The organism is Pseudoclavibacter sp. RFBJ3, from assembly GCF_002931375.1.
GTDB lineage: Bacteria > Actinomycetota > Actinomycetes > Actinomycetales > Microbacteriaceae > Pseudoclavibacter.
Window position 1 is genome coordinate 24,665 of record NZ_PSXZ01000002.1, and the last position, 15,755, is coordinate 40,419.

A 15,755-nucleotide genomic window follows, 5' to 3' on the forward strand; every position below is an offset into this window, starting at 1 on the left:
GTTGCGCGGGAGCTGGCGCATGCTGAAGCGCCTGCTCATCGTGAGTCCCGACTTCCACGGGTACTGGAAGGCGGTTGCCTCGGCGTTCGAGTCGATCGGCTATTCGGTGAGGGTGCATCGCTACGACAGTCACGCGACGTTCGCCGATCGATTCCAGAACAAGCTGCTCCATGACCTCCCGGAGTCGATGCGGTCTCGTGCCGCGGCGGAGAAGGCCACCTCGCGCGCAGTAGAGCAGTTGCGCGCAGAGACCTTCGAGGCGGTCCTCGTCATCAAGGGCGACCAGCTCGGCGACGCCTGGTGGGAGGCTCTGAGCGCACAGTCGGTACCGTCCGTCGTCTGGTTGTACGACGAGATCCGCAGGACCAGGTACACGCCGGAGTTCCTGGCGTCGACCGGTCGCGTCGCGAGCTACAGCCACGACGACGTGCGCCTCCTTCGAGAACACGGCGCGGATGCCGTCTTCGTTCCCCTCGGCTTCGACTCGAGCCAATCGTTCGCGCGCGTCGAGGTGCCGGCGGTGACGCTGGTCGGTGCCCGCTACCCGAATCGCGAGCAGCTGGTGCGCGGCATCCAGGGCTCTGGAGTTCCCGTGCGCGCGTACGGCCGCGACTGGTCACGGAAGCTCTCCGACGTCGTGAGGACGCGACGCTTCCGGTCGGCAGGCGTGCCTGCCAGCGGAGACCTGACGCGGGGCGCCGCGTACGGCGTGATGGCGGGAAGCCTCGCGACGTTGAACGTGCACGCGAATCAGGACGGCTTCACCATGCGCACCTTCGAGGCCGCAGGCGTCGGCGGGCTCGAGCTCGTGGACAGGTCCGATGTGAGCGAGTTCTACGACGTCGGCAAGGAGGTGCTGGTGTTCGAGAGCGTCGAGGAGATCGTGGAGTCGGCGCGTCGCGCGCAGCGCGAGCCCGCGTGGGCCGCCCAGGTGCGCGAGGCAGCTCGCAGACGGACGTTGGCCGAGCACACCCTCGAGCACCGCGCTCGAGCATTGGAGGCGCTGTGGGACTGAACATTCCGGAGGACCTCGAGGCGTGGCAGCGCTGGCAGAATTCGAGGTCCCTCAAACGCCAGATCATGACCCGTGTGCGGCGTCCCTCTGGGGAGCCGGAGTTCACGCTCATGGTCAACGGGCCCGAACCGCGTCTGCTTGTCCTCATCGATGTGCCGACCCCCAGTGCGGTCGCGGCGTACGCGGAGCCCTTGCGGTTCCTCGAAGGCGAACAGGTCGCCGTTCTCGCGCCGAAAGACCTCAGCGGGATGCTCGACGGCAGCTGGACGAGCCGTCGGCTCGAGGGGCTGGACCTCCCGGGGGAGCTCCGCGGCGTTCGTGCCGTCTTCGCGGCAGGTCACTTCCTTCCCGCTGGGGCCGTCGGCTACCGCTGGAGCAGGCAGCTCGGGGCACGGTTCGTCGTGGCCCAGCATGGCTTGACGACGCCGTTCGCGCCGCCGTTGGCTCGCGGCAGTCACCTGCTCGCGTTCTCCCAGGACGACGCCGAGTTCTGGAAGTCGGGACGAGGTGATGTCACGCATGAGGTCGTGGGTGCGCAGCTGCTCTGGCATGCCTCGCGTCGCAACCGCGGGCGTCCCGAAGGTCCCGGAGACGCGACTCCCGTCTTCCTCGGACAGCTGCACGGTGCTGAGCTGTCTCGGTGGACGTCGGCGAGGACCGCCCGGACGTTCTGCACGACGACCGGTGCTGAGTATCGTCCGCACCCAGCGGAGACCGACCGCCTGTCGCGTCTGCAGCACCGCGCCTGGCAGCGGCGCGGAGTGCGTTTCGAGAGCTCGGGCCAGTCGCTCGCGACCCTCGACCGGCCGGTCGTCTCCGTCTTCTCCACGGGGGTCCTCGAGGCCGCCGCCGCCGGCCAGGATGCCTGGGTGACGTGCGTCGACCCGCCCGAGTGGGTGCGCGACTTCTGGACACGGTATGGTCTTTCGCAGTGGGGCAGCGATTCGACTCCTGCCCCTCCTGTTCCCCAGACAGAGCCAGCACAGTTGATAGCCGCGAGCATCTCGCGGATTCTGGAGGAAACAGTATGAGGATCTTGTGCGTCATCCCCGTGCGGGGAGGCTCCAGAGGCATCCCGGGCAAGAACAGGCGCCGAGTCGCCGGAAAGCCACTGGTCGCCTGGACCATCGAGCAGGCCATCGCGGCGCGTCCCCAGATGGATGTCCTCGTCTCCACCGACGACGAGGCCCTCGCCGCCATCGCACGGGAAGCCGGCGCGCAGGTGCCGTGGCTGCGCCCCGCGCACCTCGCTGAAGACACGACGGCGACCGAGCCGGTGGTCGAGCACGCCATCGCCGAGTACACGGCCGCCGGGCGACGACCGGATGCCGTCATGCTCCTGCAGGCGACCTCGCCCGTGCGGCTCCCGGGCACCATCGACCGTGCGATCTCGCAGTTCGCGGCGACGGGCGTCGATTCGATGGTGGGTGCCGTGCCCCAGACGCCGTTCCTCTGGCAGTACGGAGCGGCAGAGGGGGACCAGCCGAAGGCGCACTTCACGATCGGCGCGAGGCCCCGCCGCCAGGAGCTGCAGCGCACGCAGATGTTCTACCGCGAGACGGGCTCGCTCTACCTCACGAAGACCGAGATCTACGAGCGGGAGCACAACCGGCTCGGTGGCACGATCGGCATCTTCGAGATGGATGACCTCGAAGGCGTCGACATCGACACCGAGCTCGATCTCTCCATCGCAGACCACCAGCTCTCCCAGCTTCATCCTGACGCGGCCGCCGCTCCGTCAGCGCACACCGCAGCATCGACAGACAAGGACTCCGCTCAGTGATCTTCGAGCGCAACCTCACCCCGTACATCGTCTTCGCGGAGGACCCGATCGTCGTCGGTCTGCAGAAGATCAGCGCGAACCAGCAGCGCATCGTCTTCTGCGTCGACGAGCACGGTCGTCTGCGCGGCTCGCTCTCCGACGGTGACTTCCGTCGCTGGATCGTCGCCAACCCGACGGCCTCACTCGACGTCACGTGCGTCGAAGTCGCCAACACGAGCACCCGCACCGCGCCGGCAACGTCGACGCCGTCCGAGCTGGCTCCGCTGCTCGGGCACGGCGGCATCACGCACCTGCCGCTCGTCGACGAGACGGGCCACCTGATCGCCGTCGCCATCGACCGCAATGATGTGCTGCGCATCGGTCGGCACGAGATCGGCGCCGGCCACCCCGCGTTTGTCATCGCGGAGATCGGCAACAACCACAACGGCGATGTCGACCTCGCGAAGCGACTTGTCGACCTCGCCGCCGACGCGGGCGCCGACGCCGTGAAGTTCCAGCTGCGGGACATGGACGCGCTGTACCGCCAGAGCGGCGGGTCGACGGCAGGCGAAGACCTCGGAGCGCAGTACACGCTGGATCTCCTCTCGCGCGTCTCGCTCCCCGCGGAGAAGCTGTTCACGGTCTTCGACCATGCGCGCGACCGCGGTGTCGACCTCATGTGCACGCCGTGGGACGGACCGAGCGTCCAGGCGCTCGTCGACTACGGCATCGAGGGGCTCAAGATCGCCTCCGCCGACCTCACCAACCACGAGCTGCTCCGCGATGCGGGCTCGCGTGGGCTCCCGCTCATCCTGTCGACCGGAATGTCCCGGGAGTCGGAGATCCTCGAGACCGTCGGGCTCATGCGCTCCCTGGGTTCCAGCTTCGCGCTGCTCCACTGCCAGTCGACATATCCGGCACCCTTCAAGGACATCAACCTCGCCTACCTCGACCGGCTCGCGGAGATCGGCGACAGCATCGTCGGCTACTCGGGCCACGAGCGCGGCTGGCACGTGCCCGTCGCTGCGGTCGCACGCGGGGCGCGTATCATCGAGAAGCACTTCACCGTCGATCGCGGTATGGAGGGCAATGACCACACGGTCTCGCTGCTCCCGGACGAGTTCGCGCAGATGGTCGAGCAGATCCGAGACATCGAGCTCTCGCTGGGCGACGCGGCACCGCGAGAGGTGTCCACGGGCGAGCTCATGAACCGGACGACGCTCGCGAAGTCGCTGGTCGCGGCGCGAGAGCTGCGCGAGGGTGAGGTGCTCCGAGCTGAGGACATCGCCGTGAAGAGCCCCGGTCGCGGACTGCAGCCGAACCGTCTCGACGAGCTCGTGGGTCGCGCGGTGAACCACGACATGGCGGAAGGCGAGTTCTTCTTCGAGAGCGACCTCACCGACACCGCTTCCGTCGGGCGAGAGTTCGAGTTCCGTCGCCCATGGGGCCTCCCTGTTCGGTACCACGACTACAAGAAGCTCATCGAGAACTCGACTCCCGACTTCCTGGAGTTCCACTTCTCGTACAAGGACCTCGAGGTCGACATCGACAGCTTCTTCACGGAGCCCCTCGACATGGACTTCACGACGCACCTGCCAGACCTGTTCTCCGGCGACTTCCTCGTCGACCTCGCATCGACGGACGACGAGCACTGGGAACGGTCGATCCGCGAGGTGCAGCGGACCATCGACACGACCCGCAGCCTGAAGAAGTGGTTCACGCGCTCGAGCGAGCCGATCATGGTCGTCACGATGGGCGGCTTCACGAAGGACAAGCACGTCCCCGCTCAGGCGCGCACCGCCATGTACGCGCGGATCGCGGATGCAGTGCAGCGTCTCGACACGGACGGCGTGCGGATCGCGGCGCAGACGCTTCCGCCGTTCCCGTGGCTCATGGGAGGCCAGCAGTTCCACAACCTCTTCCTCGATCCTCATGACACTGCGGAGTTCTCGGCGACGACGGGGACGAAGCTCTGCTTCGACGTGTCTCACTCGAAGCTCGCGGCAAACTTCCTCGGGATGCAGTTCTCCGACTACACGGAGCTCGTCGCGCCGCACAGCATCCACCTGCACCTCGTCGACGCGACGGGGGTCGACGGCGAGGGTGTCCAGGTCGGCGATGGCGAGGTCGACTGGCCGCTGCTGGCGGGCCAGCTCGACGAGTTCGCGCCGGGTGCCCCGTTCATCCCTGAGATCTGGCAGGGTCACATCGACAACGGCCAGGGCTTCTGGACGGCGCTCGATCGGCTCGAGAAGTGGCTCTAGAGGCACGGGCAGCACCTGACGGAGGCCGCTCTTCGCGGCCGATCGCGCTCTGGGTGATCCCTGTTGCCGACCTTGGTGGGGTCGCGCGTCACGTCCTGGACGTGGTCGAGGCGGGCATTCCCGGTTTCGAGCTCGTCGTGCTCTGCCCGGAGGGGCCTCTCGTCGATCGTCTCCGTGCTGTCGGCGCACGCCTCGCTGTGGGCAGGGTCGGGCCAGACGCCGGCCTGAGCCGGTCGATCCGGACCCTCAGGTCGGCGGCGCGCCGCCTCCGGCCTGCTGTCGTGCACTCGCATCTCGCGTACGCGGATGTCGTCGTGGCCGCCACGCCCCTGCCGCCTGGCACCGTGCGCGTCACGAGCGAGCACGGTATCGCCGGCGAGGACAGCGTCTATCACGGGTCCTCCTGGAAGTCGCAGCTCATGGCTCGGGTGCACGGAGCGCGGCTCCGTCGGTTCGAGGGCGTCATCGCCGTCTCCGAGGCGACCAAGCAGGCGATGCTCGCGAAGTGGGGTCCGAAGCAGCACGTGCACGTCGTGCACAACGGCGTCGACCGGCTGCCCCCGCACGCGGTGCGCGCCTCCGACTCCCTGCGCGTGCTCGCCCTCGCGCGGCTCTCTCCCGAGAAGCGCATCCCGCAGCTCATCGATGCGTTCGCTCGCGTGCACGCGCAGAGACCGGGCGCCAGGCTGACGATCGCCGGGGTCGGCGAGTTGGACGCGGAGCTGCGACGTCGGGTCAGCGACCTCGGCCTCGCCGACGCCGTCGACTTCCCAGGGTTCGTGGACCCCGACGCGGCCATGGCGGAAGCCGACGTGCTGGCGCAGCTGTCGGTCTGGGAGAACTGCTCCTACTCGCTGCTCGACGCGGCCAATCGTGGGATGCGCGTCGTGGCCTCCAGAGTCGGCGGGAACCCGGAGATCGTCGCGGAGGCCGGACTCGTCGACGCCGAAGATGTCGCGCAGGTCGCGCGTGCGCTCCTGGACGCCGACGCCGTCACGACGCTCGACGACTGGCCGTCGGTCTCCGACATGACCTCAGCCATCGCCGGTGTCTATGCCGAGGCGGGAGTCACGTCCGACCTGCCGGGCGGCCTCCCGGACCACATCACCATCGCCACGAACAACGGCGACATCGGCGGGGGAGAGGTGATGCTGCTCAACATCGCCGCCGTGCTCGAGGAGCTCGGCGTCGACGTGACCATCGTCGGCCCCTCCGAACCGGGGGAGCTGGTCGCTGCGGCGCGGGATGCCGGGCATCGCGTAGTGGAACTCGAGGCGGCCGGGCGGGGATCCTGGATGCTCGCGCTCCGCCGCTGGGATGCCGCACAGCGACGGGGAGTCCTCTGGTGCAACGGGCTCGTACCCGCCGCGGCGAGTGCAGGGCACCCCGGTCGAATCGTGCACCTCCACCAACGCCCATTGGGTGCGCTGCGCGTCCTCGAGCCCTTGGCGCGCTTCAAGGCGCTCACGACGCTCGTGCCATCCGCGTCGATGGCGGCCGCCGTCGGCAATGCAGCGGTGCTGCCGAACTGGAGCCAGAGCCCCGGCACACGCAACCGGGTGTCGAGCGGACCGCCGATCGTGCTCGGATTCCTGGGCAGGCCATCCATCGACAAGGGCGTGGACGTGCTGGCCGCCGCCGTGCAGGAGCTGGAGGCGCGCAAACCTGGGCGCTATCGGCTGCTGCTCGCCGGCGAGCCACGATTCGTCTCGAAACAGGCTCAGCTGGCCGTGGAGAAGGCGTTGCAGCCCGTCGCGCACCTCACCGACCGGCCGGGCTGGGTAGCGCCAGCTGCGTTCTTCGATCGCATCGACCTGCTTGTGGTCCCTTCGGTGTGGCCCGAGCCGTTCGGACTCGTCGTGACCGAAGCGATGGCCGCGGGAGTCCCGGTGCTCGTCAGCGACGCTGGGGCCTTGCCGGAGATCGTTCCGCCGCAGAGCGGCGACGTGTTTCCTGCCGGCGACGCACTCGCACTCGCGGCAGCTATCGAGCGGAAAATCGAGCGTGGGCTTGACGGCAACGTGGACGCGAACGCGCGGCGTTGGCAGGACCACTACTCCCCGAGTGCCGGCGCGGCTTCGGTGAGTGAACTCCTGCGTCTGGTGCTGGTAGGTCAGCCGCTCGGGAAGTCGAGGTCAGCGTGAACGATGGCAATTGGCACTTCTACTGCGAAGATCCAGAGGTAGCAAGCGTTGCCCGGCACTGGAGACCGGACGAGGATCCCGAGAAGTTCGCATCGGGATTCGGGCACAATATCCTCGAGCTCTTCGCGCGTTTCCGTGATCGGGGCTACGACGTCACGCTCGGACCGGATGTGCCGGGCGGCACATCTCTTGTCGTCGCCTTCATCTCGGACTTCGTCAACCTCCGGACGGCGCTGGTGCTGTCGGGATTCCCGTGTCTGATGATCCGCAGTGATTCCGCGTTGCAATTCGACGCACCATTCCGGCCAGACCGTGTGATCGTGCCGAATCGTTCCGCGTACTGGATTCAGCGCTACGGTGCTGACGCCGAGTACCTTCCTGCGCTCCCGCAGAGGGGGCTGATACCCAGGGATCAGACGAGGACGGTCTTCGAGGCGATCACGCTGAAATGCAATCCGGAGCATGTGCCGAAGGTTCTCCTTGAGCCCGACATGGTTGCAGGCATCGTCGCAAGCGGCTTCAGCTTGCACATAGATTCTCCAAGCACGACAAACGGCAGCGATCAGACCTGGCATGACTTCAGCAACGCTGATCTCACCTTGTGCATCCGAGGCAGCATGGTCGACAACGCCGATGTGCGGAAGCCGCCCACGAAGCTCATCAACGCATGGAATGCCCGCACGGTGCCGATTATCAGCGGCGAGGCCTCGTATCTCGAGCTCGCGAGCCCGGGAGAGGACAGCCTGCTGATCAACGACGCTCGAGAGCTTCCAGCGACGCTCGCACGGTTGCGGGCTGAACCCGAGGCGTTCGAGCGTATCCGCCTCGGGGCGGCACGCCGCGCCGATGAGTACTCGCTTGTGAAGCTCGTCGACGAGTGGGCAGCCCTCTGTGGTCGAGTCGAGCGTCAGCGCATCGGCTCGCTGGAGCGGTGGCAGCGTGTGTTGCGCATCCTCACCGTGAAGATCTCGAATCGACTCCAGCGGCGACGCTCGGCTTCCACGTCGAAGTGAGCTCTGCGTTTCATCGCCGTGCTGGTGAACATCGAATGTCGACACCCATCCTGTCCACCTCCTTCTCCAAGGAATGCCCGTGAGATTCTTCTACCTCAACGACAGCCCGCTTCGTGTGACTGCGGATGGCAAGCTCGGCATATTCGCGAAATCCATGACGGGCTTGGCCGAGTACGCGAAGAGGTGGCCGGGCAAGGTGCTCGTGTCCTCGCTCGAGGCTCCTCTTCTCGCCGAGGAAGACGACCCCCAGATGATGTGGGCCGATCACGATCTCGCCGCTGACCTCGAATTCATCGCACAAGTTGACGCGCCCGCCCTCTCCCGACTCGGGGCTGACCTGGTCATGCATTCAGTGGTGGGACCGCTGAGTCAGTCGCTTCTCGGCCACCACTTCAAGGTCATCTTCACTGACGACTGGTCGCCCGCCGTCCGCCTTGAGGTTGGTCTCGTCACGGCCCGTGGAGCTGTCGACCGGGCCCGCATCAGAGTCGGCGCGCTTCGGCGCACGAGGCGTCTGGATGCCCTCGCGGCCCGAGCCGATGGTTTTCAGTGCAACGGTCACTCGGCAGCCGAGCACTACAAGGCCGTGAACCCCTCCACGCATATGTACTTCGATCACAGGATGCGTGCAGGTGACATGGCTGCCGCAAGCCGTCGGGAGCACAGGCATGGCGATCGGCCGTTGCGAATCGCGTACTCGGGCCGTCTGACCGAGATCAAGGGAGTGAGGTTGATCGAGCCGTTCATCGCGGAACTCGAACGGAGATCGATCAGCTTCGAGTTCACGATAATCGGATCAGGAAATCTGGAACCGGAGCTCCGCCGGCTCGAGTCGAAGAATGTGCGCTTCGCGGGATTCATGGACTTCGAGAAGGACTGGAAGCCCTTTGTGCGGAGCGAGGTCGACCTCATGTTCCTGCCGCACGTTCAGGGGGATTCGGCGAGTACGTACTTCGAGGCGATGGGTTCGGGGGTTCCTGTCCTCGGCTTTCACAACAGGACGCTCACGCCGCTGCTGGCCGCTGGCGGTGGTGGCTGGGCCGTAGCAAGACCAGACGTGGTCGCGGCGGCAGCAGTGACTGAACGGCTCGCGACCGGGCCGATGGAGCTCGAGGTTCAGGCCCGCCGTGGACTCTCGTTCATGGAGGCTGTCCCCTTCGAGACCACCTTCGACGAGCGAGTGAACCACTTTCGAGCGATCGCTGGCGCGTCGTAGCTTCGCCTCCGAAGCGAACGGTCGCGAACTCCTAGGCGCGCGGAGCGCGGAGGAACCCTCGAACGCGATCTACTGCCGTTGCTCGAACCCCTGCACGAGCCAAGAGAACGTACACCCGTGCGGTGACCCGGTTCGGAGCTGAACGGAAGGAGGTCTTCAGGTAGTCGACGACTCGTGGCGTCGGTCCTTCAATGCGCCAGAGACGCAGAGCCAGAGTCCAGATGCGATTCTCCATCTCAGCGTCGAGTTCGGGCGTGATCCCGAGTTGTTTCGAGAATATCTGGAGATACGCCATGACGAAGCGGGGATTCGTGGTGTGGAACTGCTGGTGTCCAAGCGACGACCCGAGTTCGCGGAAAGCGACGAGAGGCTCGTCGACGCAGAGAAAGTCCGACTTCAGTGCGAGCCGGATCCACAGGTCGTGGTCTTCGAAGAAGAGATCGGGGTCATAGCCTCCTGCTTCCTTCACCGATTGAGTCCGGAGCATGACCGAGGGCGCAGGCAACCAGTTGTACTCGCAGAGCTCACTGTAGACAGACCCGCTCAGTCGAGGAGGCCACGCGTATTCAGTCTTGAAGTCGCGCTCGAGCTGCTTTCCGTGCTCATCGACTCGGAGTGCGTTCGAGTAGACGACAGCGACATCTGCGGAGGCGCCGGCCATCGCTTCGAGTTGGCGCTCGAAGCGGGTCGGGAGCATCCAGTCGTCGGCAGAGATGTATGCGTAGAACTCTGTATCGATCGTCGACAGCGCGGAATTCAGGCTCGCGCAGAGCCCTCGATTGACCCGGTTGCGTTGAATGGACACGTGAAGAGGGTTCTCTTCGAGGTACACCTCGGCGGCGTCCGCGGTCTCTCCTGCTGGGTCGTCGTCGATGAGCAGTATCCGGCTGGGCAAGATCGTCTGCTGCTGGAGAGAGAGCAGCAGGTCTCCGACGTAGCGCTCGTGCTTGTAGCCCACGATGACGAGGGTCAGATCGTGCGCGATCATCCGAGAGCGCCTCTGTGCAGAGCGGTCACGGTCGCGGCAGTTTCAGCGAGTGCCTGTGTCCAGGACTCCTCGGTCTTCGGACCCGCGCCCTCCTGCGCTGTCTCGCGCGTCGCGCACTCGATGATGGCCTGCGACATCGCGGCCACGGTCGGTTCGACGAGCGTGATCATCTCGGAGTAGCGGTCGAGGTCGATCTTCGTCTCCCAGGAGGTCGTGATGACTGGCGTCCCGAGGCGGGAGAACTCGAGGGTCGGGTAGTTCGGGTGGGGTGCCAGCATCGGGGAGATGGCGAGGTCTGCGGTCAGCGTGAACTGCTGGTAGTCCTCGAACGACATCTTCCCCAGCCGCTGCAACTCGAGTCCGCTCTTGAGCCGCAGCGGGGGGATCGTGTGGGTTCCGCCGAGCCAGACATCCCAGTTGTCACGAAGCTCGGCGCTTTCCTCGAATGCCTGGTCGATGGCGAGCAGGCCGGTGTAGAAGAGGTTCCGATCAGTCTCTGGCCTGGCATAGAAGAAGAGGCGCTTCTTGCCAGGTCGCTCGACGAGCGTCGACTCTCGCTTGGGGACTCGCACCGCTGGCTCGAAGACAAGCGCCTCGGCCGCGACGCGATGGTGCGGAGTCGTCCGGAAGTAGTCGTGCAGGATCGAGCTGTTGAGGACGGGCACGAACTTCACTGACTCGTACGTCGATGAAGCCCAGAGCTGCTGGTCGCCGTTGTTGTAGAAGATCGGCTCGTAGTCCTGGATGAGGTACACATACGGGCGGTCATGTGCCAGTCGATCCACCGCGAATGCGTCCCACCAGGCGCTGACCACCAGCAGATCGTCGGGGTGCAGGGGGAGCGAGGCGCCGGCGGCCCGGCGGTGAGCTGCGTTCACGAAGTGGATGCGCGAGGGGTCGACATCGATGCCCTGGTTCCTGAGGAAGCCGGCGACGTCCGGGTCACCGTCGAACGAGGTGGTGTGCACCAAGCGCAGGTCGTAGTCGAGGTGGTTGGCGACGGTCGCACTGAAATTGAGCAGGGTCGCGATGCCGCCGAAGAAGCCGCTGCTGTTGAAGAAGCCGAACACCGTGACCGACGGGCGCTGACCGGGCGCTGGCGGGGCTGCGTGGAGTGGGCGGAAGGCGGCGAAGCGACTCGCCAGCAATTGGTCCGGCGTGACGGAGGCTCCCGCACCCGCATCTATCCGCCTGCTGAGGTGGGCCTCTACGTCCGCGAGTGCGCCGTGGACCTTGCCGAGCGCACCCTTCGCGAGGTGCGCGGCCTTCCTGGTCCCCAGAAGGGCCACCGTGCGTGGAGTCTTGGCGGTCATGCGTGCTCCGCTCGGATACGGGTCGACGGGTGCCACGGTTGGCTCGCCTGCTGCCTCGCTGTCCGGAGGAGGCCGAGTTCGTATCGCAGCGTCGCGCGCGCGTCGAGGTCACGTCCGGTCAGCTGCCGGGGGGCGTTCACCGCGAAGTTGACGAGGCTCGCCAGCGCCAGGGATGTCGTGAAGGCGACCGAACCGCCCCACTTGTTCACGTAGCGCTGCCGAGCAGTCAGAAGCCACTGCCGCCGCAGAGAAGTGTCCGACGATCCGCCACCGACGTGCGTGACGGTGACGGTATTCGCCACGTAGGAGGGAACGCCCCGTGCGAGGAGACGCCGCTGCAGATCGACTTCCTCGGACGTCATGAAGTACCGCTCGTCGAAACCTCCGACACTCCTGAAATCCCTGACGGGAAGGAGCATCGCGGCACCGATGACCCAGTCGACTCGGTCGCTGCCCCCTGGTGTGAGCGCAGTCACGTGCCCAACGGCACGCTGCAGTGCAGGAAGGTGGCGCCAGCGCGCGAGCGGGGAGAGCCACTCGACCACGTGGTGTCTGATGCGGGGGAATTGGCGAGCGGTCCACTCCGGCTCGCCGCTCGACTTCACCACCTGAGGGCTGACGACCGCGGTAGGAAGTGGTCCAGCGGCATCGAGCAGGTCGCGGATGAACGTTGCGCCCACCTCCAAATCGCTGTTCAGGACCAGCATCAGGTCGGTCTCCACCAGTTCTGAGCCGGTGTTCACTGCGGCGCCGAACCCGCCGTTGGCCTCGCGGCGCACGAGTCGTACCCCCGGCTGCTGGGGGAAGGGGACGGGAGACGCGTCATCGGCGACGATGATCTCGGCGAGACCGTCCTGCCCGCGCAGCTGCTCGATGAGGTTGAGCGTGTCCGTCGGCTCCCCGTAGTAGGGAATGACCACCGTCACGGAGTCCGTGTCGATGGCTGCCTGTGGCTCGTCTTGGCCGTAGATTCTCTTCACTGTCTCCCTGAACCGTTCTTCGCCGTAGGTCGCCGAGAGTCTCCCGGCGAGGTCGTCGGCTCGGAGGTCGGCGCCTCGCTGGTCGCGCAGGACCCCGACGACGGCCCCCGCAAACGCTGCGGGGTTGTCCGTCACCGCCTCCAGCTCGTCGCTGTGCGCAATCCCCTCGGCGCCCACGGAGGTCGAGATCGTCGGCACGCCGTGCGTCATCGCCTGGATGGTCTTGAACTTCACACCCGAGCCTGAGAGGAGCGGAACGACCACAGCAGCGGCTCGCGCGTAGACCGGCGACAGCTCGTCGACGAATCCCGCCGCGGTCACCTGGACCGCCCGCGAGACGAGAGGAGCCAGAGCCCCATCCGGGTCGAGGCCGACCAGCGTGAGCCGGGCGTGGGGAACCGCGGCGATGACCTCCGGCCAGACCTGATCGATGAACCAGGTCGCCGCATCGACGTTCACCTGCCGCGCGAAGTATCCGACGAACACGACCTCCGGGGAGGCGCTGTCCACGTCACGAGTCGGCAGTGCAACTGGGGAGAGAGGCGGGTCGATGACCTCGACCTCGGTCGCTCCGCGTCGCCTCAGCAGCTCCGCATCCTTCTCGTTCAGAGTCAGGACGCTGTCGAGGTGCCGGAGGGAGCGACGTTCCGCGGCGATGGCCACGGTCTCAGCGCGCCGCCACCGCCCGAGGCCTCCGTCGTCAGCGCGACGCGCGTAGAGCTGCGAGAGCACATCGTGGAAGGTGCCCACGATCCATGCGCTCGGATTGAGACGTCGGATGTGCGGGGCGAGGCGAATGAACTCGAACCACTGCAGGTCGACGAGGTCGGCGCTCGCGACGGACTCGCGCACCCGCGGATCGAAGTAGAGGCTCACGAGGATGCCGAGTGGGGGTGCTGCAGGATCGACGCGCCTCCAGCCCCTCTCGACGATCCCGACGCCGCGTTGCAGCAGCCGCTGTCGTGAGCTGGGGGACGCCCATCGGCCGACCAGGTGCGCTGCGACGCGCGCGTCCACATGCTCGAGCGCCTTCTGGTTCGCGGTGTGGTCCGGAGCGATCACCTCGACCACACCGTGTTCCGACAACGACCGCGTCAGGTGGTGGACGTACAGGCCGCCCGCGTGGCGAACACCCGGGTACGGGACCGCGCCGCCGAGCATGACGACGCGCGTCTCAAGAGGTTGAGGCCGCGTCACGGAGTCACGGGATCGCTGTCGGTGACCTTCAGCAGGCCCAACTCGACTTGACGAGCGAAATCAGCGTTGCTGGAGCGCACTTCTTCGAAGGTGCCGTATCCGGCGACCTGCCCGTTCTTCATGTAGGCGAGCGCGTCTGCTTCGCGGACCGTGGACAACCGGTGAGCGACGATGACGACGGTCACCTCGCCCTTGAGCCCGTCGATGGTCTCGATGATCTTGTGCTCTGTCTCATTGTCGAGAGCTGAAGTCGCTTCATCCAGCACGAGAAGCGAAGGGCGCCGGTAGAGGGCACGAGCTATGCCCACGCGCTGCCTCTGACCGCCGGAAAGCCGTGAGCCTCGGTCGCCGACAGAGGAGTCGAGGCCTCCCTCCAGAGAATCGACAAGGTCCTGCAGCTGTGCTCGTTGCACGACCTCGGCGAGGAGCTCCTCATCGATCTCATCGGCCGTGGCGTCGAACGCGATGTTCTCCCGCAGGCTGGTGTCGAGGAGGAAGACCTCCTGCGGAACCATCGCGACGTGGTGCTGCCAGGCCTTGACGAGGTCGTCGCGCAGGTCCTGCCCGTCAACGGTGAGCGTGCCTGCGGTGGGGCGATGGAGCCCGAGGATGATGTCGACGAGGGTGCTCTTACCTGCACCGCTTGATCCGACGAGCGCGAGCGTCGAACCTGCTGGGATGGTCAGGTTGATGTCGCTCAGGACATTCTCCGAGGCGTCTTCGTAGCGGAAGCCGAGATTCTTCGCCTCGAGAGTGTGAGAGAAATCGAGCGTGCCGTCGTTGGCGGCCGCGAGGTTCGCGCTCGTCTCGTACTCTGTTGCGCGTTCGAGTTCGGTGCAGACCTCGTCGAGCGCGGGGGCTCCGACGCGCAGGTTCGAGATCGAGGCGAGGAGACGAGAGAGCGACGGGAGGAGCCTGAAGCCAGCGGCTCCGACGAGACCGATCGAGGTCACCGCTGCAATGCCGCCGCCCGTGTTCAGCAGGAACATGATGAGCCCGCCCAGGCCCAGGATGAACAGCGCCTCCAGCAAGTACTTCGGAACCTCCGCGAGGAAGCCGACGAGGCGGAGAGCCTGCGCGTGCTGGAGCTCGACCTTCTCGTAGACGTTGACGAAGTGCGGCTGAGCGCTGCGGATCTTGATCTCCTTGACGCCGCCAAGGGCGTGCAGGGCCGCGCGATAACCATGTGTTGCAGCATCCATCTTCATCCGGCCAGCCGCTTCCGCACGCGGACGGATGACTCGGGCGAAGACGAACATGGCAATGCCGAAGTAGACGAAGGCCATCAACGTGGGCAGGGGCATGACGATGAGCATCGACACAAGAAGCGCCACGATCGTGATGCTGTCGGTAATGGCGTTCAGCGCCGCGATCACGCCGAGCGAATAGAGCTGGCCGACGGAGGTGCCCATGGTCCTCAGGAGATCAGCCGTGCCTCGACCGAGATGGAGGCTGTACGGCGCATGCAGGTAGTAGTTGAGGATTCGCGTAGCCGTTCGGGCCTGTTCGCGGTTGATGAAGCCCAGAATCCACCAGCGGAACGCGATCGAGAAGATGTCCTTCAGCACGAAGCCGACGACCACCCCTCCGAGCAGGTACATGATCAGTACTTCGGGCGTGGGGTTCCCGAAGAGCGTCGCGACGGTGCCCAGCATGCCCTCTGTCGTGGAGCCGCCGGCGAGGATGGCCAAGAGCGGACCGACGAGGAGCACCGACCCAGTCTCAGCGAGTGCGACGATCACCGAGCCGATCAGCCCGATGATCAACTTCCGGCGAGCCCCCTTGGAGAAGATGAGCTGCAGTTTAGATAGCAAGATCGTAGTCACCTCAAGTGGACTTCGGTGTGTGAAGAGCCGACAGCAT

The 15,755-nt window shown here is 66.1% G+C and carries 12 protein-coding genes; 7 read left to right on the plus strand and 5 right to left on the minus strand.

Going from position 1 to position 15,755, the window contains the following annotated elements; translation table 11 throughout:
* Positions 1-19: 19 nt before the first annotated feature.
* Genes C5E07_RS02295 through C5E07_RS19370 form a run of 5 tightly spaced genes read left to right on the plus strand, consistent with a single transcriptional unit; the run spans position 20 to position 7,185 of the window.
* Positions 20-1,015, plus strand: coding sequence for a glycosyltransferase (locus tag C5E07_RS02295; protein ID WP_104298293.1), 996 nt, complete (start codon positions 20-22; stop codon positions 1,013-1,015).
* The gene (locus tag C5E07_RS02300; RefSeq protein WP_104298294.1) at positions 1,006-2,046 is read left to right on the plus strand and encodes an RNA-binding protein; all 1,041 of its coding nucleotides are present in this window, start codon (positions 1,006-1,008) and stop codon (positions 2,044-2,046) included. The genes C5E07_RS02295 and C5E07_RS02300 overlap by 10 nt, the downstream gene beginning before the upstream one ends.
* The gene (locus C5E07_RS02305) at positions 2,043-2,798 is read left to right on the plus strand and encodes a cytidylyltransferase domain-containing protein (protein WP_104298295.1); all 756 of its coding nucleotides are present in this window, start codon (positions 2,043-2,045) and stop codon (positions 2,796-2,798) included. The genes C5E07_RS02300 and C5E07_RS02305 overlap by 4 nt, the downstream gene beginning before the upstream one ends.
* Positions 2,795-5,041 carry an N-acetylneuraminate synthase family protein gene (locus C5E07_RS02310; protein ID WP_104298296.1) on the plus strand — a complete coding sequence of 749 codons (2,247 nt, stop codon included), beginning with the start codon at positions 2,795-2,797 and terminating at the stop codon, positions 5,039-5,041. The genes C5E07_RS02305 and C5E07_RS02310 overlap by 4 nt, the downstream gene beginning before the upstream one ends.
* Positions 5,042-5,094: 53 nt before the next feature.
* Positions 5,095-7,185 carry a glycosyltransferase gene (locus C5E07_RS19370; RefSeq protein WP_258063752.1) on the plus strand — a complete coding sequence of 697 codons (2,091 nt, stop codon included), beginning with the start codon at positions 5,095-5,097 and terminating at the stop codon, positions 7,183-7,185.
* Here the strand turns inward: C5E07_RS19370 and C5E07_RS19110 are convergent.
* Positions 7,155-7,715: a hypothetical protein gene (locus C5E07_RS19110; protein WP_146080472.1), complete on the minus strand. Its 561-nt coding sequence runs from the start codon at positions 7,713-7,715 to the stop codon at positions 7,155-7,157. The genes C5E07_RS19370 and C5E07_RS19110 overlap by 31 nt on opposite strands.
* A gap of 87 nt (positions 7,716-7,802) precedes the next feature.
* On the opposite strand from C5E07_RS19110, the gene C5E07_RS19115 reads away from it, so the two are divergent.
* On the plus strand, positions 7,803-8,198 hold the full coding sequence (locus tag C5E07_RS19115; RefSeq protein WP_146080473.1) for a glycosyltransferase: 396 nt from the start codon (positions 7,803-7,805) through the stop codon (positions 8,196-8,198).
* A 79-nt stretch (positions 8,199-8,277) separates the two neighbouring features.
* The gene (locus C5E07_RS02325) at positions 8,278-9,414 is read left to right on the plus strand and encodes a glycosyltransferase (protein ID WP_181057737.1); all 1,137 of its coding nucleotides are present in this window, start codon (positions 8,278-8,280) and stop codon (positions 9,412-9,414) included.
* 31 nt (positions 9,415-9,445) lie between these two features.
* Here C5E07_RS02325 and C5E07_RS02330 read toward each other — a convergent pair whose 3' ends face one another.
* The 4 genes from C5E07_RS02330 to C5E07_RS02345 are packed head-to-tail and all read right to left on the minus strand — an operon-like array spanning position 9,446 to position 15,718.
* Positions 9,446-10,402, minus strand: a complete 957-nt coding sequence (locus C5E07_RS02330) for a glycosyltransferase (protein ID WP_104240370.1) — start codon at positions 10,400-10,402, stop codon at positions 9,446-9,448.
* The gene (locus C5E07_RS02335; protein ID WP_104328144.1) at positions 10,399-11,715 is read right to left on the minus strand and encodes a glycosyltransferase family 1 protein; all 1,317 of its coding nucleotides are present in this window, start codon (positions 11,713-11,715) and stop codon (positions 10,399-10,401) included. The genes C5E07_RS02330 and C5E07_RS02335 overlap by 4 nt, the downstream gene beginning before the upstream one ends.
* The gene (locus C5E07_RS02340; RefSeq protein ID WP_146080474.1) at positions 11,712-13,892 is read right to left on the minus strand and encodes a glycosyltransferase; all 2,181 of its coding nucleotides are present in this window, start codon (positions 13,890-13,892) and stop codon (positions 11,712-11,714) included. Before C5E07_RS02340 ends, C5E07_RS02335 begins: the two co-directional genes overlap by 4 nt.
* Positions 13,889-15,718 (minus strand): ABC transporter ATP-binding protein, encoded by a 1,830-nt coding sequence (locus tag C5E07_RS02345; protein WP_146080475.1) that lies wholly within the window; start codon positions 15,716-15,718, stop codon positions 13,889-13,891. The genes C5E07_RS02340 and C5E07_RS02345 overlap by 4 nt, the downstream gene beginning before the upstream one ends.
* Positions 15,719-15,755 lie beyond the last annotated feature (37 nt).

Excerpts from the sequence above, each read along its gene's own strand:
- C5E07_RS02335 (WP_104328144.1), bottom strand. The coding sequence starts at position 11,715 with ATGACCGCCAAGACTCCACGCACGGTGGCCCTTCTGGGGACCAGGAAG.
- C5E07_RS02330 (WP_104240370.1), bottom strand. The coding sequence starts at position 10,402 with ATGATCGCGCACGATCTGACCCTCGTCATCGTGGGCTACAAGCACGAG.
- C5E07_RS19115 (WP_146080473.1), top strand. The coding sequence starts at position 7,803 with ATGGTCGACAACGCCGATGTGCGGAAGCCGCCCACGAAGCTCATCAAC.
- C5E07_RS02305 (WP_104298295.1), top strand. The coding sequence starts at position 2,043 with ATGAGGATCTTGTGCGTCATCCCCGTGCGGGGAGGCTCCAGAGGCATC.
- C5E07_RS02295 (WP_104298293.1), top strand. The coding sequence starts at position 20 with ATGCTGAAGCGCCTGCTCATCGTGAGTCCCGACTTCCACGGGTACTGG.